A 20,238-nucleotide genomic window follows, 5' to 3' on the forward strand; every position below is an offset into this window, starting at 1 on the left:
GCCCGCGCGCAGGTCGCGGCGCATCCCGATGCATCCGTTTGGCCTTCGGCTCCGTATATGACGGATATCGCGTCCCCGGAGCCGCCCGCATGCATGCCGTCGCCGTTGCCCTCCTCGCTTTCGTCGGACTGTTTCTGTCGTTCACGGCGGTGTGGATCAGCCAGTTGCGCTCCCGGAATGCCGGGATGATCGACCCGGTCTGGGCAGTGACGCTCGGCGGCATGGCCGTGTTCGTCGCGGGGCTCGGCACCGGCCCGGCATTGAACCGCGCACTCGTCGCGACAGGCGGCGGCATCTGGGGGCTGCGGCTCGCACGACACCTGTGGCGTCGCAACCGCCGGCAGCCCGAGGACCGGCGCTATCGGCAGTTCCGCGTGCAATGGGGCGACGCCGCGCCGCGCAACATGTTCTGGCTGTTCCAGTTGCAGGCGCTGATCTCGATGTTGCTGTCGGTCGCGTTCTTCGTGCCGGCATACAGTCCGGCCGCGCCGTCCCGGTCCGCAGCCGTCGCGGCCGTCTCGATCTGGCTCGTCGCCGTGGCCGGAGAAGCCGCCGCCGACCGGCAGCTCAAGCGCTTCCTCGCCGCCCCCGGGCGCCGCGACCGCGTCTGTCGAGTGGGCTGGTGGCGCTATTCGCGGCACCCCAACTACTTCTTCGAATGCCTGCATTGGTGCGCATACGCAGCGCTCGCGATCGGCATGCCGTGGGGCTGGCTCACGCTGATGCCGCCGTTCCTGATGGCGTGGCTGCTGCTCAGGGTCTCCGGCCTGCCGCTACTCGAGGCGCATCTCGTGCGAACGCGGCCGGGCTACCGGGAATACATGCTCACGACCAGCGCCCTCGTTCCGTGGCCGCCCAGGCCGGCCGCACCACCGCCCGTTGCCCGCCCCGACCATCCAGAAGACAGGAGTACGCGCTCATGACCGCCACCGCCTCGCAACCGTCGCCCGCCCGGATGCCTGCCCCCGGCGACACCTGGCTGATCCGCTGCTGCGAACGCGGCTGGCTGCCGGATCCGCTGATCCGCGCCGGCATGCGCACGCTGCTGCGGCAGCGCCTGCGCGACGAACATCTGCTCGACGGCGAGCGACGCACGGCCGCCTTCGACCGGCTGGTGCACGAACTGAACGCGAGCCCCATCGCGATCGACACGCATGCGGCCAACACGCAGCATTACGAAGTGCCCGGCGCGTTCTTTGAAGCCCATCTCGGCCCCCGGCTGAAATACTCGTGCGGCTATTACCCGCACGGCAACGAAACGCTCGCGCAAGCCGAGGACGCCATGCTGTCGCTTTACGCGGAGCGGGCCGGCCTCGCGGACGGCCAGCGCATCCTGGATCTCGGCTGCGGCTGGGGGTCGCTGTCGCTGTGGCTCGCCGAGCGCTATCCGCACGCGCGGATCGTCGGGCTGTCGAATGCTCACGGTCAGCGGAACTTCATCGAGCAATGCGCGGCCCGGCGCGGGCTGACCAATCTGCGGATCGTCACGGGCAACGTGGTGGACTTCGATTTCGCGCCCGGCGAAGCGGGTTTCGACCGCGTGCTGTCGATCGAGATGTTCGAGCACATGAAGAACTACGGGCAACTGCTGGCGAAAATCGCACGCTGGATGCACGACGACGGCAAGTTGTTCGTGCACATCTTCGCGCACAAGCTGCTCGCCTATCATTTCGCGGTGCGCGACGACACCGACTGGATGTCGCGTCATTTCTTCACCGGCGGCACGATGCCGTCGGCCCATCTGCTGCTGCGGTTCCAGGACGACGTTCGCCTCGACCGCCAATGGTGGATCGACGGCACCGCCTACGCCCGCACGGCCAACCACTGGCTCGCTTCGCTCGACGCCGCGCGCGGCCGGACCATGCCGATTTTCGAAACGGTCTACGGCGCCGACGCGCGGATCTGGTTCCAGCGCTGGCGAATGTTCTACATGGCCGTCGCCGAACTGTTCGGTTATGCCGGCGGCCAGGAATGGGGCATCGCGCACTACCTGTTCGACAAGCGGCCCGTACGCGCGTGAGACGTGTCATGCCGTACCCAATCGTCCGCCGCTTCGCCGCCATGCTCGCGGCCGGTCTTGCGCTCGCCATCGCCGCGGGCTGCTCGGGCAATGCACCGAACACGAATCCGCGCGCAGCCGTGCCCCTGTCGAGCGTGGCCGTCGACCTGCCACGCTACATGGGCCGCTGGTACGTGATCGCGAACATCCCGTATTTCGCGGAGCGCAACTACGTGGGCAGCCGCGCCGAGTGGACGCTGCGCGAGGACGGCCGGATCGACGACGTGTTCGTCGGCCGCAAGGGCGGCTTCGACCGACCCGAGAAACGCTATCGCTTCGTCGATACGGCAAAGCCCGGCAGCGGGGGCGGCGAATGGCGCGTGCGGCTGTTCTGGCCGGTATACGTCACGCAGTTGACGCTCTATGTCGATCCCGACTACCGCTACACGATCCTCGGCTACCCGGACAAGACGCTCGGATGGATCTTCTCGCGCGAGCCGACGATGGACGACGCGACGTATCGCTCGCTGCTCGCGCGGCTCGATGCGATGGGCTACGACACGTCGCGCTTCAGGCGCGTGCCGCAAACACCCGGACAGATCGGTCAACCGGGCTTCGCCTCGCCCGGCGAGCGCGACTGAAGCGGGCCCGGCGCATCCGCCGACCGCTTTGCTCCGTATCTTGAAAAACCGTTCCCGAGACCGCCGACCCGCCTGACGGAGACCCTTCGCGATGCACCAGCCCTTCACTGCCTTGCCGCCCGGGCGGCGGATCGCCGTCGTCGGCGCCGGCATCGCCGGCCTGGCGAGCGCCTACCTGCTGGCCCGTCGTCACCGCGTGACGCTGTTCGAGGCGGCCGGCTACCTCGGCGGCCACACGCACACCGTCGATGTCGAACTCGACGGCGCGAGCCACCCGGTCGATACCGGGTTCCTCGTGTTCAACGACCGGACCTATCCGAACCTGATCGCGCTGCTCGCCGAACTCGGCGTGGCCGCGCATCCGAGCGACATGTCGTTCTCGGTTTCGATCGACGGCGGCCGGCTCGAATGGGCCGGCAGCAATCTCAACACGGTGTTCGCGCAACGCCGCAACCTGTTCTCGCCGTCGTTCCTCGGCATGCTGCGCGACATCCTGCGCTTCAACGCGTCCGCGCAGCATCACCTCGAAACGGCACACCGCCAGCGTCTGTCGGTCGGCGAGCTGCTCGCCGCGGGCGGCTACGGCACCTCGTTCCAGGAGCACTACTTGCTGCCGATGGCGGCCGCGATCTGGTCGAGCGCGGCCGACGACATCCTGCGGTTTCCGGCGGCGACGTTCCTGCGCTTCTGCCTGAACCACGCGCTGCTGCAGGTCAACGACCGACCGCCCTGGCGCACGATCGCCGGTGGCGCGCGGCAGTATGTCGAGCGCATCGCCGCGACGCTCGACGATGTACGCGTGAACACGCCGGTCCGCACGATTCGGCGCGACGATCACGGCGTCACGGTGGCGACCGACGCGGCCGGCCATGAGCGGTTCGACGCCATCGTGCTCGCGTGCCACGCGCCGACGAGCCTGCGGCTGCTCGCGGACACCAGCGACGCCGAGCGCAGCGTGCTGGGCGCCGTGCGCTACCAGCGCAACGTCGCGGTGCTGCATACCGATACGGCGTTGCTACCGCGCCGGCGGCGCGTCTGGTCGGCGTGGAACTACCTGAGCCGCCGTGCGGCGCCGGCCGCCGGCGGCGTATCGCCCGTGTGTGTCAGCTACCTGATCAACCAGCTGCAGCCGCTGCCTTTCCGCACTCCGGTCGTCGTCACGCTGAATCCCGTCGACGCGCCCGCGCCGGGCACGCAGCTCGGCCGCTACGACTACGAGCATCCGCTGCTCGATCTAGCCGCCGTCGATGCGCAGCAACGCCTGCCCGCGCTGCAAGGGCAGCGCCGCACGTGGTTCGCGGGTGCGTGGACAGGCTACGGCTTTCATGAAGACGGCCTGAAATCCGCCTTGCGCGTGGCCGGCGACTTCGGCGTAAAGCCGGCCTGGGCCACGTCATGAACGCGCCGTTCGCGAGCGACGGCAGCGCCGCGCGGCTGCTCGTCGGGCACGTGATGCACGAGCGGCTGCGGCCCGTGCACCATGCGTTCACGTATCCGCTGTTCCAGATCTGCTGCGATATCGAGCGGCTTCACGAGATCGACGGCAACTGGTTCGGCGTCGATCGCTGGCGGCCGTTCGGACTCGCGTCGCGCGACTACGGGCCGCGTGACGGCCAGCCGCTTGCACCGTGGCTGCGCGCCCGCCTCGCCGAAGCCGGCATTCCGGCCGACGGCCCGATCTGGCTGCAGACGATCCCGCGCCTCTTCGGCCATGCGTTCAACCCCGTGAGCTTCTGGTACTGCTACGACCGCGCGGGTCGCCTTCGCGCGCTGTACGCGGACGTGCGCAACACGTTCGGCGCGCACCACGGCTACTTGCTGAGCGCGAGGCGGCACGCGCCGATCGGGGACGACACCGTCCTCGTCTGCCGCAAGACGTTTCACGTATCGCCGTTTTGCGACGTCGTCGGGACATACGCGTTTCGCGTTCGCCAGCGCGGCGACCACCTGCGGGTCGCCATCGACTACCGCGACGATGACGGTCTGCTGCTGCGGACGGCGCTCGTCATGCAGGCCGGCCCGCTGAGCGCCGCGCGGGCGTGGCGCGCGCTCGCGCGGCAGCCGTTCAACGCGATCGGTGTGATCGTCCGGATCCATTGGCAGGCGCTGCGGCTCTGGCTCAAGCGCGTGCCGTTCCACGGCAGGACGCCCCCTGCCCGGCCGTCCTGCGCCGATGCACCGCCGCCCCCGTCGGCACGGGTGTCGCCGCCCTGCCGCCCTGCGGTGTCCGACCACGAGGTCCGCCCATGACCCTGCTGCGCCTGTTATCGAATGCATCGCAACCCGCGCTGCCGCTTTCTTCGCGGTTGTTCGTCGCGCTGCTGCGGCGGCTGCGGCACGGCCACGTGATACTCGTGACGCCCGAAGGCGCGCAATACGTGTTCGGCGATCCGCACTGCCAGCCGGCCGCGACGCTGCAGATCCGCGACTGGCGGGCGTGCCGCGCGATCCTGCGCGCGGGCGACATCGGGTTCGCGGAAGCGTATCGCGCACGCCAGGTCGACACCCCCGACCTCGTCGCGCTGCTGCGTCTGGTGATCCGCAACGAGCCGGCGATCGCGCAGACGCTGACGGGCGGGCGCGTCGCCCGCCTCTGGTATGCGCTACGCCACCGGCTGCGGATGAACACACGCGCCGGCAGCCGCCGCAACATCCACGCGCATTACGATCTCGGCAACCGCTTCTACGGGTTGTGGCTCGATGACACGTGGACGTATTCGAGCGCCTGCTTCGACGGCGACGAGCGGCGCTCGCTCGCCGATGCGCAGGCGGCGAAATATCAACGCATCGTCGCATCGCTCGGGCTGCGCGCCGGCATGCACGTGCTCGAGATCGGCTGCGGCTGGGGCGGCTTCGCGATGTACGCCGCACGCCAGGGCATCCGCGTGCGTGCGCTGACGATCTCGGAGGCGCAATACGCGCTGGCGGTCGAGCGCATCGCGCGTGCGGGGCTGTCCGATCGCGTGACGGTCGAGTTGCGCGACTACCGCGACATCGACGGACAGTACGACGCGATCGTGTCGATCGAGATGTTCGAGGCCGTGGGCGAAACGTTCTGGCCGGTGTATTTCGACACGCTCGGGCAGCATCTGAAGGCAGGCGCGCGGGCGCTGATCCAGTCGATCACGATCGCCGAGTCGCAGTTCGAGGCCTACCGGGCTTCGAGCGACTTCATTCGCGAGTTCATCTTTCCGGGCGGCATGCTGCCGAGCGCCGAGCGCTTCGTCGACGCGGCTGGCCGCGCGGGTCTTGCCGCGGAGCCGGTGCTCGCGTTCGGACTCGACTACGCACGCACGTTGCGCGCCTGGCGGGAGGCGTTCGAGGATCACGTCGACGCCGTGCGTGCACTGGGGTTCGACGAGACCTTCATCCGAACCTGGCGGCTTTACCTCGCCTATTGCGAGGCGGGGTTCGCCGAGCGGCGCACCGACGTGATGCATTTCGTCGTGTCGTCGGCACGCTGACATGAACGCGAGACACCGGGCTGCGATGCTCGCGCTGGCGGCGGTGCTTTCCGCGGCGCCGGAGGCCGGCGCGCGTTGCGTTGACGAGGTCGCGTCGGCACGGATGATCGGGGCCGGCCAATTCTGCGTATTCGGCGTCTGTCTGTACGACGCGCAGCTGTGGGCGCCCCACCCGCCCGCGGGATTCGACACGCCGTTCGCACTTTCGCTCACGTATCGCCACGACGTGAGCGGCGCGCGGCTCGTCGCCACCGGCATGGCCGAAATCGAGCGCCTCGCGCCCGCGCCGCTGCCCGCGGCGACCCGCGACGCGTGGCGCGCCGACATCGCACGGGCATTTACCGACGTCGCGCGCGGCGACGTACTCTGCGGCGTCTACCTGCCCGATCAGGGTGCGCGCTTCTACACGAACGGCCGCCTCACGGCCGACATCCCCGATCCGGTCTTCGCGCGCGCCTTCTTCGACATCTGGCTGGATCCGCGCACCCGTGCACAATCGTTGCGCCGCCAGTTGCTCGGCGACACCGCACGTTGACGGCGGAACCCGCAACGATCGCCACCGCCGCGCGTCTCACGGATCGGCCCCGGTGCCATTCCGCCATCGCCGAAACCGCCGCCTGTCTCGTGCTGTCGCAGGCCGGCTGGCTCGTCTGCGTCCCGAGCACCGAGCACCGCGCACCGGCAACGCTGGATCGGCACGTTCCGTGCGGGGCTGCTCGCGGGCGCACACCTGCTGCGCACCCGCGCGCCCCCTCAAATGCACTACGCCGCCCAGTGCATTTGAACATGCCCTGTACGCTGCGCCCCCTCTACACTGAGCCCCGGGATATCGAATGGCGTCACGAATGTGATCCAGCATTGTCCCAATGGTCACGCAACCCGATTGAACGACGAGGTCGATCATGTTCGAAAAGACGGAAGGCACGGTGCAGAAGCTGGCGGGCAAAGCGCAGGAGGCGGTGGGTGACGCCACCGGAAGTGCCGACATGCAATTCGAGGGAAAAGCGCGCCAGGTGGCCGGCGCGGTTCAGCAAACCTATGGCGAGGCGCTCGAGCAGGTGCGCGACGTTGCCGCAAGCAATCCGATTGTGACGCTGGCGACCGTCGCAGCGGTGAGTTTCATCATCGGCGCAATGTGGTCGAAGCGCTGATCGGCTGTCACGAGCCCGACGGCATGCGTTGAGGTCATCATCGGAGCATGTCATGGTTTTGCTTTCGAGAATCAGGAAATGGCAGGATGTCGCGCAATTCTCGGTCGCGCGTCTGGCCGACTACGCGGGTCTCGCGGCAATCGAATTCGACCTTGCCAGGAAGTACTTCCTGCGCGATCTGATGCTGTATGCGTTGCTCGGCCTGAGCGTGACGTTCGGACTGGCTTTCGTGTGCGTGGCGGCGATCGTCAGCGCCGCACGAACGCCGTATTTGATCGAGACGTCATGGGTCGTCGCCGGGTTCTGGGTGTGCGTGTCGATCGCCTCCTTTGCGGCGGTACGCATGCGTGACAAACACGGCACGTTTTCCGTCCTGACCGAGGAATTGCAGCGCGACATCCAGACCGCCAGAGAGAGCCTGTGATGAAACGACGAATCTCCGATGGTTCGCCGGAATCGAGGCGGCGTGTCCTGCTGGCCCGCATGGCGGCGACCCGGGCCGAACTGTCCGCGTCGAACCACGTCGTCGAAACGGCCCGGCGAGCGCGTTCCGGCGACATCGCGGACTATCCGGCGATGAAGTTGCCGACGCTCGGCGGCTCGGCCGTCGCGGCCGTCGCGGTGGCGCTGGCCGGTTTCGTGATCCTTGGGCCGCGGCGCATCGTGACGACGGCCGTTCGCGCCGGGCTGGTTGCGTTGATCGGGCGAATGACGCGGGACATGGTGGAGAAGTAAACCGGCGCAGACCCGCGCGAAACGTCCGGGCGAGTGCCGGAGCGGCCGCTTCCACGAGAGGCCCGGCCGGCTGACCGGTCCGATTTATTCGGACCACTTCAATCGGGCTGGGCGGCTTCAAGGTAGTGCAAAAACGAGCAATTCCGTTTCGCGTTCTGTCCTGTTGCGCGGACGGTCGGGCAGATCCCGTTTCACGAATCTGCCGTCGATCCAAAGGAGAGGGGAAACATCATGGATGTACATGGTTTGATCGTATGGCTGATCATCGGCGCAGTCGCAGGATGGCTCGCGGGCGTACTCGTCAAGGGCGGAGGCTTCGGCTTGCTGATCGACATCGTGGTCGGCATCGTCGGCGCGGTGATCGGCGGCTGGCTCGCCGGGTTGCTCGGCATCGGCTTCAGCGGCATTCTCGGCTCGATCGTCATCGCCGTCATCGGCGCCGTGATCCTGCTGTTCGTGATCCGTCTGTTCAATCGCGCGGTCTGACGGGGTCTGACGGCCGACCGCGTGTTCTTCGTCACCATCCGGCATGCGACCCCGCATGCCGCTTACTGATCATGCCGCGAAAACCGGTGAGTCATTGGTTGAGATTGAATCCGTTCGCTTCGCTGCCCAAGAGAACGGCGACGCGGCGCACAGCGGCGCCGCGAACGAAGCCCGCTTCCCGCAAGCAGCCCGCGCTGTCCACCGACGGCGTGTGGGCCCGCTCGTTCTTCTCGTCGCTGCCGGCGCCCGGCCGTTTCGTCAATCACGTCACCTACTCGCTGTATCGTCCGCGAAACGCGCCGCGCCATGGCCCGCTCGTCGTCATGCTTCACGGCTGCAAGCAGACGGCCGAGTCGTTCGCGCTCGGCACGCGGATCGATCGTGCCGCCGATCGTTTCGGCTTCTCCGTGCTCTTGCCCGAACAATCGAAAAGCAGGCACCCCCATCGCTGCTGGAACTGGTTCGACCCGCCCGAGCCGACCGCCGGCTCCGACGCGGATGCAATCGCGTCGCTGATCCGGGCGATCGTCCGGCAGCACGCGTTCGATCCCGCCCGTGTCTACGTCGCGGGCATGTCCGCCGGCGCCGGGCTTGCCGCGCAACTCGCGCTGCACGCCCCGACGCTATTTGCGGCCGTAGCGCTTCATTCGGGCGCCGTTTCGGCGGCCGCCCGCTCGTCCCTCGACGCATTGAAGGTGATGCAGTACGGCAGCCGCAGCGACCCGGTGCAACTCATCGATGCGGCCGTCTGCGTGCGGGACTACCCCGGCATGCCGGCGCTGATCGTGCATGGCGAACGGGACGGCGTCGTTGCGAAAATCAACGCGGAACAGGCCGCGCGCCAGTGGTTGCGTGTCAATCGTTTCATCGACGCGGAGGGTGAGCCCATCAGCGGTACGCGCACCGTGTCGGATCGAGGCGACCGGCTGGTGATCGACCATCGGCGCAGCGGCCGCTGCGTCGTGCGTGTCTGTATCGTACGCAGGCTCGGTCACGCGTGGAGCGGCGGCGACGCTCGCGTGCCGTTTCACGCGGCGGAGGGCCCGGACGCGACCGCGATGTTGTGGTCGTTTTTCAGATACCGCCGCCGCGACGCTCCGGCGAGCGCGGGCACCTGACGCCGGATATTCGCCGCCGGTCCCACGTCGTTCGAGACAGGACCGCGGGTATTGCTCAAACAGACGAGCAGCCCCCCAATCGACTGCTGCCTCACTTTTCAAGAACACTCAAGAAAGCGGATTCATCCACTCAGTCAACCCTTCCCGCGCATTCAACTCGACAAACGTCGGCATCCCGCGAAGGTGCTGTATGTACCTCGCAAGATGCGGCCATGTCGTTGCCGGGCGCGGCATGTTGCGCGTCCAGCGCATGAGCATCAACGCAAGGAAGTCCGCCGTACTCAACCGATTGTTGATCAGGTATGAACGACCGTCGGACAGCAGATTGTCGAGATGCGCCATCGACTCCTCGATTTGCCCCCGCGAAAACGTCTTCACCATCTCGGCGCATCGCGGATCGCCATCCGTTTCCGCATAGAACCAGTTTCGCATCGCAGGCAATACCGAATTGGCCAGATAGACCATCATCTCGAACCACTCGGGACGTTCGGGCGCGCCCGGACGGGGAGCCAGCGACGGCTGCGGATGGCGTTCGGCAAGCAGCATCAGCAAGGCGGCCGATTCGGTCCGCGGTATGCCGTCGACGACCAGCGTCGGCACTCTGCCGGCCGGATTCATCCGCAGGTACTCGGGCGTATGCTACGCACCCGCATCGATATCGACGAGACGCGTTTCGAACGGCACACCGAGTTCGATCAGCATCCAGTGCACGGCCATGCTGGCCGCACCGGGCGAGTAATACAGAACGTAGGACATCGTTTGAATCCGTCTCCTGGAATTCGAATTGAGCATCGCGCCGTCTGCGAGACGTCCGCACGACGATCGCATTCAATCAACGCAACGCACGAAATCCACCTGCCGGCACTGCGTGGCACGTCGTCACTCCCCCACCGCCTCAGCCTGACGATCGTCGCGCGTCGCCACCGCCGCACGCCGGCCGCGTCGCCCGGCCGACGCCACGACACGAAACGCCACCGGCGCGAACACGAGCCCGAACACCGTTGCCGCCAGCACCCCCCCGAACGCGCCCGTGCCGATCGATCGCCGGCTTTCCGCCCCGGCGCCTGTCGCCAGCACGAGCGGCACGACGCCGAGCAGGAACGCCATCGACGTCATCACGATCGGCCGGAATCGCGCAGCGGCCGCATCGACCACCGCCTGCCGCAGCGGCACGCCATGACCGGCCAGGTCGCGCGCGTACTGCACGATCAGGATCGCGTTCTTCGCCGCCAGCCCGACCACGGTGATCATCCCGACCTTGAAGTACACGTCGTTCGGCATGCCGCGCACGAGTGCCGCCGCGATCGCGCCGATCATGCCGAGCGGCACGATCGTCAGCACCGACAGCGGAATCGTCCAGCTTTCGTACAGCGCGGCCAGCGCCATGAAGACCGCGAGCACCGACAACCCGACGAGCAGCGGCGTCTGCCGTGCGGCGACCTGCTCCTCGCGCGCCGCATCGACCCAGTCGAAACCGATCCCGGCCGGCAGCGCACCGGCCAGCCGCTCCATCTCCGCCATCGCCGCGCCCGAACTCGTGCCGGTCGCCGCCCGGCCGCTGATGTCGAGCGACGGATAACCGTTGTACCGGTTCAGCATCACCGGGCCGATCGTCCAGTGCGGCGCGGCAAGCGCCGAAAGCGGCACCATGTCGCCGGTTCGGTTCGGGACGGTCAGCGCCATCAGTTGCGCGTCGGTCGCGCGCGCAACCGGGTCGGCCTCGATGATCACCCGCCGCATCCGGCCCGACGCCGGAAAGTCGTTGATGTAGTTCGAACCGAACGTGCCGCCCAGGAGCCCGGCGATCCGCTCGAACGGCACGCCGAGCGCATACGCCTTCGCGCGATCGACGTCGAGCTCGATACGCGGTGCGTCCGGCAGGTCTTCGAAATGCACGGCCGAGAGCAGCGGATCCGCCTTCGCACGCTCGGCAAGCTGCGCGCGGGCCGCCTTTAGCGCGTCGAGCCCGCCCCCGCCGCGATCCTCGAGCCGGAACGTGAATCCGTCGGAATGCCCGATGCCGCGCACCGAAGGCGGCAGCGCCGCCTCGACGTCGCCGTCGAGGATCGCGCCGAAACGCGCGTTGAGCCGGTCGCGCAACGCCATCGCGTCGACGTCGCGTTGCGCCCAGTCCTTCAGTTCCACGAACGCCATCCCGACGTTCTGTCCGCTGCCCGCGAAACTCCAGCCGATCACGCTCGTCACGTTCGCTATCGCCGGCTCCGCGCGCAGGATCGCCTCGACACGCTCGACGACCGCGAGCGTGCGCGCCTGCGTGGCGCCCGCCGGCAACTGGATCATCACCTGCAGTTGCCCCTGATCCTCGGTGGGCAGGAAGCCGCCCGGCATCATCCAGTACAGCAGCCCGCATGCGAGCACGAGTGCCGCATAAACGGCCACGACCATCCCGGTGCGACGCACGGCAAACACCGCGACGCGGCGATAGCCGGATTCGGCGCGCGCGAAGGCCGCACCGAACCGGTCGGCCAGACGCGCGCCGATGCCGCGTCGCGTCGCCCGGCCGGTTCCGCCGCCGTGTCGCGCGACCGGCTTCAGCAGGTTCGCGCACAGCGCGGGCGTGAGCGACAGCGCCATGAACGACGACACCAGCATCGACGCGATCATCGCCACCGCGAACTGCCGGTAGATGCCGCCGACACTGCCCGGGAAAAACGCCATCGGCACGAATACGGCGGTCAGCACCGCGGTCACGCCGACGATCGCCCCGCCGATCCGCTTCATGGCCCGCCGTGTGGCGTCGCGCGGCAATACGCCCTCCTCCATCACGCGATGCACGCTCTCGACGACGACGATCGCATCGTCGACCAGGATGCCGATCGCCAGCACGAGGCCGAACATCGTGAACACGTTGATCGACAGCCCGAACGCCCACATCGCGACGAACGCGCCCATCAGCGTGACCGGAATCACGACGGTCGGCACCAGCGTGTAGCGCAGGTCGCGCAGGAACAGCCACATCACGCAGAACACCAGCACGACGGCCTCGACGAGCGTCAGCACGACTTCGTGGATCGCGATCTTGACGAAATGCGCGCCGTCGAAGGGAATCTCGACCGCGATGCCCGGCGGCAGCGTCCGCGACAGCTCGGCGAGCCGTGCGCGGATCGCATTCGACGTTTCGAGCGCGTTGCCGCGCGGGCCGAGCTGGATGCCGACCGTCGCGGCCGGCCGGCCATTCAGCCGCGAATAAAACGAATAGTCGTCGCGGCCGATCTCGACGCGCGCGACGTCGGCGACGCGCACGGCCGAACCGTCCTGCTTCGACTTCAGCACGATCCGGCCGAACTCCTCGGGCGACGCAAGCTGCCCCTTGACCACGACCGTCGCGGTCAGCTGCTGGCCGTGCACGAACGGCGCGTCGCCGATCGCGCCGGCCGTGACCGTCGCGTTCTGCGCGCTGATCGCCGCGATCACGTCGTCGGCGCCGAGATCGTATTCGCGCAACTTCACGGGATCGAGCCAGACCCGCAGCGCCTCGTCGGCATCCCACAGCTCGGCCGCCCCGACACCCGGCGCGCGCTTCAGCTCACGCAGCACGTAGCGGTTCAGGTAGTCGCCGAGCTGCGCGGAATCGCGTGTGCCGTCGGTCGACGTCAGCGTGACGAGCATCAGGAACGTGTTCGCCGCCTTGAACACGCCGATCCCCTGCTGGACGACCTGCTGCGGCAGCCGCGGCTCGACCTGCTTCAACCGGTTGTTGACGTCGACGAGCGCGATGTCCGGATCGGTGCCGGGCGAGAACGTCACGTCGATCTCGAGGTTGCCGTGGCCGTCGCTGCTCGTCTCGTAGTACAGCAGCCCGTCGGCGCCGTCGAGGCTTTCCTCGATGACGCTGCCGACGTCGGCATCGACCGTCTCGGTCGACGCGCCCGGATAAGACGCGGTGACCACGACCCGCGGCGGCGCCAGGCGCGGATACTGCGCGATCGGCAATTGCGGAATGGCCAGCACGCCCGCGACGACGATCGCGAGCGCGACGATCCACGCAAAGACGGGACGGTCGATGAAGAATGACGGCATCGGCGAGTACCGGCAGCCGCGCTACAGCGTGAGTTCGAACGCGCGCGCGAGCAGCCCCGGCAGCTGCGCGCCTCCGGTGGCGCGCTCGCCGTACGTGTCGTCGTTCGCGAGCAGCGCGGGCGTCGCGCCGAGCTGCTCGAGCTCCGATCCGAACAGCCGGTAGAAACTGTCGTCGAACCGCATCGCGTCGACCGGCGCGACGATGCGCCCGCCTTCGACCCAGAACGTCGCGAAGCGCGTCATCCCCGTCATCCGGCAGGCGATCGGGTCCGAGAAGTTCAGGTACCAGAGGTTGCCGACGTAGAGCCCCGTGTCGAGCGCGGCCAGCACGTCGGCATCCGCGAGCGTGCCGCCCGCGATCGTCAGCGACTGCGGCGATTCGCCGTTGTCCGCCCCGTTCGGCACACGCCCGTGCTCGCGCGCGGTGCGTGCGCTCACGAGCTGCCCTTCCCCCCGCCCGCCGACGACGAGCGGCACGCTGTCGCGCCGGTAGCCGTCCGCGTTGAACGCCGGCGCGATGCCCAGCGAGAAATCCTCGGTGATCGACACGCGCGGATCGAGCGCGACCTCGCCGGCGTACAGGCGATGCAGCGGGCTGCGGGCGCTCGCCAGCGCACGCGCCGAAAAGCCGCTCCAGCCGAGCAGGCTCGTCATCTCGTGAACGGCGTCCGGCGCGAAATACGCGCGATAGCGTCCGGGCGCAAGCGCCTTCGGCGTGCGGCCGAGCACGGGCAGCCGCGCGGCGGCCGCCTCGACGCGGGCGGCGAACGCCGCATCGCTCCAGTCGTCGCCTGCGTAGGCGGTCTTGATCGCCCGTCCGCTCGGGTCGTACAGCGACCAGCTGAAGTTGAAGTTCTCGACCTCGTACCAGCCGCGGCTGCCGGTCGACGACGCGAAGCCGCGCGCCAGCGTGCCGCCCGCGTAGAAGCCGACGAAATCGAGACCGCGCGCGCATTCGGCCACGACGCGCGCGAGCCCGTCCGCATCCGGCAGGCGCCCGGTGCGGTGGGTTTCCTGCAGCCACGACGAGGTATCGAACAGCAGATGCGGATCGTCCGGCGCATCGCGCAGGCCGTCGCGCAGCACGGCCAGCGCGGCGGCCAGTTCGGGCAGGTCGGCCGCCGGATCGCCGCAGACGGTCAGCGCCGAGTGCGCTTGCCGCGCCCCGTCGACGAGCCGCACGGACAATCGCCCCTGCGTGACGCGCCCGGTCTGGCGAATCCTGCCGCCGTTGAAGCGGACGAAGTCGGACGTTTCGCTCGAGAAACCGAGCAGGACGGTTTCGGCCGGCGCCTTCAGCCGTTGCGCCTCGTCGGCGAGCCGGGTGAAATGCGCATGCCAGTCGATGCCGGCGCGGCGTGCCATCGGATCGAATCCCGTCATCACGCGCCTCCGAATACGTCGACATCGGCGAACACGCAGGCCGGCGCGGCGTGGCCGACCCGGATGATCTGCGCGGGCTCGCCCTTCCCGCAATAAGGCGTGCCGTAGATGCCGAACGTGCCCGCGTCGCCGACCGCGCGCAGGCTGCGCCAGAACTGCGCGGAGATGCCGCGGTAGTTCGGGCGCTTGACGACCTGCGTGAGCCGGCCGTTCTCGATCAGTTGCCCGAATTCGCAACCGAACTGGAATTTGTTGCGGTGGTCGTCGATCGACCAGGACGTGTTGGTGCGCATCAGGATCCCGTGCTCGGTGCCCGCGACCAGCGCATCGAGCGACTGGTCGCCGGGTTCGACGTTCAGGTTCGCCATCCGGTCGATCGGCGCGCGGTTCCAGCTCGACGCGCGTGAATTGGCGACACCCGGCAGGCCCGCACGCTGCTGCGACAGCGCCCCGCCAAGCAGCCGTTCGAGCACGCCGTTGCGGATCAGGTACTGCTTGCGCGCCGGCGTGCCGTCGTCGTCGAATGCGTAGGACGCGGCTTCGGCGGCCGGCTCGGGATCGAACGTGACGTTCAGCAGCGGCGAGCCGTACTGGTAGTGGCCGACCATCTCCGGCCTGACGAAGCTCGATCCGGCGAAGTTGCGCTCGTCGCCGAGAATCCGGTCGAGTTCGAGCGGATGGCCGATCGATTCGTGGATCTGCAGCATCATCTGGTCGGGCATCAGCAACAGGTCGCGCCGGCCGGTCGGGCAGTTCGGCGCGGCGAGCAGCTGCAGCGCCTCGTCGGCGACGCGCGCGCCGGCGCCGTCGAAGCCGTAGCGCGCCAGCACGTCGATGCCGCCCTGCGCCAGCGTGCCCGATTGACCGAGCGAGCGCGTCTGCGTGTCGCCGTCGCCGTGGGCGACGGCGTGCAGCTCGGGCATCAGGAAGCGGAACCGCTGGTCGATCCGGACGCCGTCGCTCGTCAGGTAACACTGCTCTGTATCGACGATCATCACGCTCGCCGCGCGCTCGACGATGCGCGCGCCGAGGTTCGCCGCCGCGCATTCGTGCGCGAGACGCTCGATCCATTCCGCGCGCGACGGCAGCGCCGCGTCGACATCGGGCGACGCATACGTGCCGCTCGTCTGCGGGCGCTCGGCCTGGCGATGATCGACCAGCGCCCACGGCGCGCTGGCCCGTGCCCGCGCGGTCGCGATGTCGAGCGCCGCCTGCAGCCCGGCCGGGGACAGGTCGGGCGTCGCCGCATAACCCGCGCCCGTGCCGGCCCGCGCCATCAGCATCGCGCCGCGCTCGCGCGTGCGCGAGAACGGCTGCGCGACGTCGTTGCGCACCGCATGTTCGTCGATCGTCTCGTCGACGATACGCAGCGACCAGAAATCGGCGTCGCTGCGCAACGTCTGCGCCGCCTGTACGGCTCGGGCGCCCGGCGCCCGGTTCTCGTCAATCATCGGTTCTCTCTTGCCTCTGCTCCGGGCCGCGCGCCGGCGTCGGCGTCGGCATGGACGACGCGAGCAGCGCCCGTGTATACGGATGGGATGGCGCGTGCAGCACGTCGAGCGTCTCGCCCTCCTCGACCACGCGCCCCGCCTTCATCACGATGACCCGGTGGGCCATCGCGCGCATCACCGCCAGATCGTGCGTGATGAACAGGTAGCTGAGTTTGTACTTCTTTTGCAGATTCGTCAGCAGATTCAGCACCTGCTTCTGGATCGACACGTCGAGCGCGCTGGTCGGCTCGTCGAGCACCAGCAGTTCCGGCTCCACCGCCAGCGCCCGCGCGATCGCGATCCGCTGCCGCTGCCCGCCGGAAAACTCGTGCGGATAACGCAGCATCGCCTCGGCCGGCAGCCCGACCTCCTGCAGCAGCGCGGCGATCCGCGCCCGCCGCGCGTCGCCGGTCACCTGCGGCCGGTGCACGCCCAGCCCTTCGCCGACGATCTGCTCGACCGTCATGCGCGGCGACAGCGAGCCGAACGGATCCTGGAACACCACCTGCATGCGTCCGTACAGCGTGCGCCGGCCCTGCGTCGTGCGCAGCGACGCGAGCGGCATGCCGTCGATCTCGATCCCGCCCGACGCCGGCCGCTGCAGGCCGAGCACCGCCGACGCGAGCGTCGATTTCCCCGAACCCGACTCGCCGACGATCCCGAGCGTTTCGCCGCGCTTCAGGCTCAACTGCACGTCGTGCACGGCGCGGAACGTCGTCTTGCCGAGCACCGAGCGCCAGCCCTTTGCCGCGATGCGGTAGTCGACGGCGAGTTGCCGCACGTCGAGGATCGTCTGCGCGCCGGCGGCGACCGGCTCGACCGCCCGTTGCGGCGCGCTGTCGAGCAGCCTGCGCGTGTACGGATGCTGCGGCGCCGCGAACAGCCCGGCGGTCGTGCCGGTCTCCACCAGCACGCCCTTCTCCATCACGGCCACACGCTGCGCGAAGCGCCGCACGAGGTTCAGGTCGTGCGTGATCAGCAGCACGGCCATCCCGCGCTCGGCGGCCTCCCGCTCCTGCAGCTCGATCAGCAGCTCGACGATCTGCTGGCGCACCGTCACGTCGAGCGCGGTGGTCGGCTCGTCCGCGAGCAGCAGCCGCGGCCGGCACGCCAGCGCCATCGCGATCATCGCGCGTTGCCGCTGCCCGCCCGACAGCTGGTGCGGAAAACTGTCGATACGCCGCTCCGGCTCGGGAATCCCGGTGCGGCGCAGCAGCGCGATCCCGCGCTCGCGCGCTTCACCCGGGCGCAGCCCCTCGTGCAGCCGCAGGCTCTCGGCGATCTGCTTGCCGATCGTATACAGCGGATTGAGCGCCGTCATCGGCTCCTGGAACACCATCGCGATATCGGCGCCGCGGATCCCGCGCATCTGCTGCTCGGTCTTCGCGAGCAGATCCTCGCCGTCGAACAGCATCCGCCCCGACAGCGTCGCCTGCTGCGCGAGCCGCAGGATCGACAGCGCGGTCACGCTCTTGCCCGACCCCGACTCGCCGACGAGCGCCACGCGCTCGCCGCGGCCGATCGACAGGTTCAGGTCCTGGACGGCCGCGTTTGCGCCGAAATGCGCGGAAAACCCGTCGATCTGCAGCAACGGTCTCGTCATCATCGCCCTCCGCCGAATGCCGAGCCGCGTGTGCGCGTGTCGAGCGCGTTGCGCAGCGCATCGCCCATGAAGGTAAGCAGCAGCAGCGTCACCACCAGCGCCGCGAACGCCGCGATCGAGATCCACCACGCATCCAGGTTGTTCTTCCCCTCCTGCAGCAGTTCGCCGAGGCTCGGCGTCGGCGGCGGCACGCCGAGCCCCAGGAAGTCGAGGCTCGTCAGCGACAGGATCGCCGCGCTCATCCGGAACGGCAGGAACGTGATCACGGGCGTCAGGCTGTTCGGCAACACGTGGCGCCAGATGATCTGCGCGTTCGTGAGCCCCATCGTGCGTGCCGCTTTCACGTAGTCGAGCGCGCGGTTGCGCAGGAATTCGGCGCGCACGTAGTCGGACAGCACGAGCCAGCCGAACATCGACAGCAGCACGAACAGCAGCCACAGCGACGGCGTGAAGATCGACGCGAAGATGATCAGCAGGTACAGGTCGGGCAGCGCGCTCCAGATCTCGATCAGGCGCTGGCCGACCAAGTCGGCACGGCCGCCGTAGAAGCCTTGCAGCGCGCCGGTCAGCACGCCGACCAGCACGCCCGATACCGTCAGCGCGAACGCCATCAGCACCGACAGCCGGAACCCGTACAGCAGCCGCGCGAGCACGTCGCGCCCGAACTGGTCGGTGCCGAGCCAGTTGCTGGCCGACGGCGGCGCCGGATACGGGCGCGACGCGAAATAGTCGATCGTGTCGTAGCGATATCGGTTCGGCGGATAAAGCGCGAAATTGCCGTGCGACTCGAGTTTCGTGCGGATGTACGGGTCGAGATAGTTCGTCATCGCGGGAAAATCGCCGCCGAACGCGGTCTCCGGATAGTCCTTCACGATCGGGAAGTAATAGTGCCCATCGTAGCGCACGATCAGCGGCCGGTCGTTCGACAGCAGGTTCGCGCCCAGGCTGAGCACGAACAGCACCGTGAAGATCACGAGGCTCCAGTAGCCGAGCGGCTGTGCGCGAAAACGCAACCACGTGCGCCGCCACGGCGACGGCGAGGCCGCGCACGCGGCGCATGCCCGGTCAGTGGTCCAGGCGGTTGAACTGGATACGGGGGTCGACGAGGACATAGCAGATATCCGCGATGAGTTTGGTCAGCAGGCCGATCAGCGTGAACAGGAACAGCGAGCCGAGCACGACCGGATAGTCGCGGCGGATCACCGAGTCGTAGGACAGTTGCCCCATGCCGTCGAGCGAGAACAGCGTCTCGATCAGCAGGTTGCCGTTCAGGAAGGCGCCGACGAACGCGGCCGGCAGCCCGGTGAGCAGCGGGATCGCCGCGTTGCGCAGCACGTGCTTCCACAGCACATCGCGCTCGGGCGCGCCCTTCGCGCGGGCGGTCAGCACGTATTGCCGGCCGATCTCCTCGAGGAACGTGTTCTTGGTGAGGATCGTGACGATCGCGAAGTTGCCGACGACCGACGCCGTCACCGGCATCACGATGTGCCACAGATAGTCGAGCGCCTTTCCGATCAGCGTCAGGTCGTCGAAGTTGTCGGACGTGAGCCCGCGCATCGGGAACACCTGCCAGAACGTGCCGCCGCCGAACAGCATCAGCAGCAGCACGCCGAGCACGAAGCCCGGCACCGCGTAGCCGGCCAGCACCAGCACGCTCGTCACGGTATCGAACCGCGACCCGTTGCGCACCGCCTTCGCGATGCCGAGCGGTACCGACACCAGGTACGTGAGGATCACCGTCCACATCCCGAGCGTGATCGACACCGGCAGCTTCGAGCGAATGACCGCCCACACGCTGCGATGCGCGAAATAGGACTGGCCGAGGTCGAACGTCGCATAACTCTTCAGCATCAGCACGTAGCGTTCGAGCGGCGGCCTGTCGAAGCCGAACTGCTTGCGGATCTGTTCGATCTGCTGCGGGTCGACGCCCTGGCTGCCGTGGTAGCCGCCGCCTCCGCCGCCCGCCTCCCCGCCGCGCGCACTGCCGTGGCGCAGCTGCGCGAGCACCTGTTCGACCGGGCCGCCCGGCACGAACTGCGTGACCGCGAACGTGATCGTCACCACCCCGATCAGCGTCGGGACCATCAGCAGCAACCGCCTGAGTATGTATGCCAGCATCGTCGTTCC

The 20,238-nt window shown here is 68.4% G+C and carries 18 protein-coding genes and 1 pseudogene; 12 read left to right on the forward strand and 7 right to left on the reverse strand.

The window, feature by feature from the left end; translation table 11 throughout:
* The first annotated feature begins 89 nt into the window (after window positions 1–89).
* The 12 genes from VK92_RS02975 to VK92_RS03030 all read left to right on the forward strand — a co-directional run bounded on the left by VK92_RS02975 (window position 90) and on the right by VK92_RS03030 (window position 9,594).
* Complete coding sequence (locus VK92_RS02975; protein WP_048022757.1) at window positions 90–923, forward strand: DUF1295 domain-containing protein; 834 nt, start codon at window positions 90–92, stop codon at window positions 921–923.
* Window positions 920–2,020, forward strand: coding sequence for an SAM-dependent methyltransferase (locus VK92_RS02980; protein ID WP_048022758.1), 1,101 nt, complete (start codon window positions 920–922; stop codon window positions 2,018–2,020). The genes VK92_RS02975 and VK92_RS02980 overlap by 4 nt, the downstream gene beginning before the upstream one ends.
* A gap of 8 nt (window positions 2,021–2,028) precedes the next feature.
* Window positions 2,029–2,640: a lipocalin family protein gene (locus VK92_RS02985; RefSeq protein WP_021160957.1), complete on the forward strand. Its 612-nt coding sequence runs from the start codon at window positions 2,029–2,031 to the stop codon at window positions 2,638–2,640.
* A 91-nt stretch (window positions 2,641–2,731) separates the two neighbouring features.
* Window positions 2,732–4,039, forward strand: a complete 1,308-nt coding sequence (locus VK92_RS02990) for an NAD(P)/FAD-dependent oxidoreductase (RefSeq protein WP_048022760.1) — start codon at window positions 2,732–2,734, stop codon at window positions 4,037–4,039.
* Window positions 4,036–4,890 carry a DUF1365 domain-containing protein gene (locus tag VK92_RS02995; protein ID WP_021160955.1) on the forward strand — a complete coding sequence of 285 codons (855 nt, stop codon included), beginning with the start codon at window positions 4,036–4,038 and terminating at the stop codon, window positions 4,888–4,890. Before VK92_RS02990 ends, VK92_RS02995 begins: the two co-directional genes overlap by 4 nt.
* The gene (locus VK92_RS03000; RefSeq protein ID WP_048022761.1) at window positions 4,887–6,104 is read left to right on the forward strand and encodes an SAM-dependent methyltransferase; all 1,218 of its coding nucleotides are present in this window, start codon (window positions 4,887–4,889) and stop codon (window positions 6,102–6,104) included. The genes VK92_RS02995 and VK92_RS03000 overlap by 4 nt, the downstream gene beginning before the upstream one ends.
* A 1-nt stretch (window position 6,105) precedes the next feature.
* Window positions 6,106–6,639 (forward strand): chalcone isomerase family protein, encoded by a 534-nt coding sequence (locus VK92_RS03005; RefSeq protein WP_122982928.1) that lies wholly within the window; start codon window positions 6,106–6,108, stop codon window positions 6,637–6,639.
* A 367-nt stretch (window positions 6,640–7,006) separates the two neighbouring features.
* The gene (locus VK92_RS03010) at window positions 7,007–7,255 is read left to right on the forward strand and encodes a CsbD family protein (protein ID WP_048022762.1); all 249 of its coding nucleotides are present in this window, start codon (window positions 7,007–7,009) and stop codon (window positions 7,253–7,255) included.
* Window positions 7,256–7,283: 28 nt separating this feature from the next.
* Window positions 7,284–7,679: a hypothetical protein gene (locus tag VK92_RS03015; RefSeq protein WP_226191829.1), complete on the forward strand. Its 396-nt coding sequence runs from the start codon at window positions 7,284–7,286 to the stop codon at window positions 7,677–7,679.
* A complete protein-coding gene (locus VK92_RS03020; RefSeq protein WP_048022765.1) occupies window positions 7,679–7,990 on the forward strand; it encodes a hypothetical protein in 312 nt (103 codons plus the stop codon). The genes VK92_RS03015 and VK92_RS03020 overlap by 1 nt, the downstream gene beginning before the upstream one ends.
* Window positions 7,991–8,221: 231 nt before the next feature.
* Window positions 8,222–8,476: a GlsB/YeaQ/YmgE family stress response membrane protein gene (locus VK92_RS03025; RefSeq protein ID WP_021160949.1), complete on the forward strand. Its 255-nt coding sequence runs from the start codon at window positions 8,222–8,224 to the stop codon at window positions 8,474–8,476.
* A 98-nt stretch (window positions 8,477–8,574) separates the two neighbouring features.
* Window positions 8,575–9,594, forward strand: coding sequence for an extracellular catalytic domain type 1 short-chain-length polyhydroxyalkanoate depolymerase (locus VK92_RS03030; RefSeq protein WP_231616430.1), 1,020 nt, complete (start codon window positions 8,575–8,577; stop codon window positions 9,592–9,594).
* 108 nt (window positions 9,595–9,702) lie between these two features.
* Here the strand turns inward: VK92_RS03030 and VK92_RS03035 are convergent.
* The 7 genes and pseudogenes from VK92_RS03035 to VK92_RS03065 form a co-directional block, all read right to left on the reverse strand.
* A pseudogene (locus VK92_RS03035) lies at window positions 9,703–10,350 on the reverse strand (glutathione S-transferase family protein).
* Window positions 10,351–10,473: 123 nt separating this feature from the next.
* Window positions 10,474–13,635 carry a multidrug efflux RND transporter permease subunit gene (locus VK92_RS03040; RefSeq protein ID WP_048022767.1) on the reverse strand — a complete coding sequence of 1,054 codons (3,162 nt, stop codon included), beginning with the start codon at window positions 13,633–13,635 and terminating at the stop codon, window positions 10,474–10,476.
* A gap of 21 nt (window positions 13,636–13,656) precedes the next feature.
* The gene (locus VK92_RS03045) at window positions 13,657–15,018 is read right to left on the reverse strand and encodes a TldD/PmbA family protein (RefSeq protein ID WP_048022768.1); all 1,362 of its coding nucleotides are present in this window, start codon (window positions 15,016–15,018) and stop codon (window positions 13,657–13,659) included.
* Window positions 15,018–16,469: a TldD/PmbA family protein gene (locus VK92_RS03050; RefSeq protein WP_048022770.1), complete on the reverse strand. Its 1,452-nt coding sequence runs from the start codon at window positions 16,467–16,469 to the stop codon at window positions 15,018–15,020. The genes VK92_RS03045 and VK92_RS03050 overlap by 1 nt, the downstream gene beginning before the upstream one ends.
* Entirely contained in the window at window positions 16,462–18,111 is a 1,650-nt protein-coding gene (locus VK92_RS03055) for an ABC transporter ATP-binding protein (protein ID WP_048022772.1), read from the reverse strand. Before VK92_RS03055 ends, VK92_RS03050 begins: the two co-directional genes overlap by 8 nt.
* Window positions 18,111–19,223: an ABC transporter permease gene (locus VK92_RS03060; protein WP_048022773.1), complete on the reverse strand. Its 1,113-nt coding sequence runs from the start codon at window positions 19,221–19,223 to the stop codon at window positions 18,111–18,113. The genes VK92_RS03055 and VK92_RS03060 overlap by 1 nt, the downstream gene beginning before the upstream one ends.
* Window positions 19,177–20,229: a microcin C ABC transporter permease YejB gene (locus VK92_RS03065; RefSeq protein WP_027787337.1), complete on the reverse strand. Its 1,053-nt coding sequence runs from the start codon at window positions 20,227–20,229 to the stop codon at window positions 19,177–19,179. The genes VK92_RS03060 and VK92_RS03065 overlap by 47 nt, the downstream gene beginning before the upstream one ends.
* Between the last annotated feature and the right edge of the window lie 9 nt (window positions 20,230–20,238).

This window comes from Burkholderia sp. LK4, assembly GCF_001043615.1.
Lineage (GTDB): Bacteria > Pseudomonadota > Gammaproteobacteria > Burkholderiales > Burkholderiaceae > Burkholderia > Burkholderia cepacia.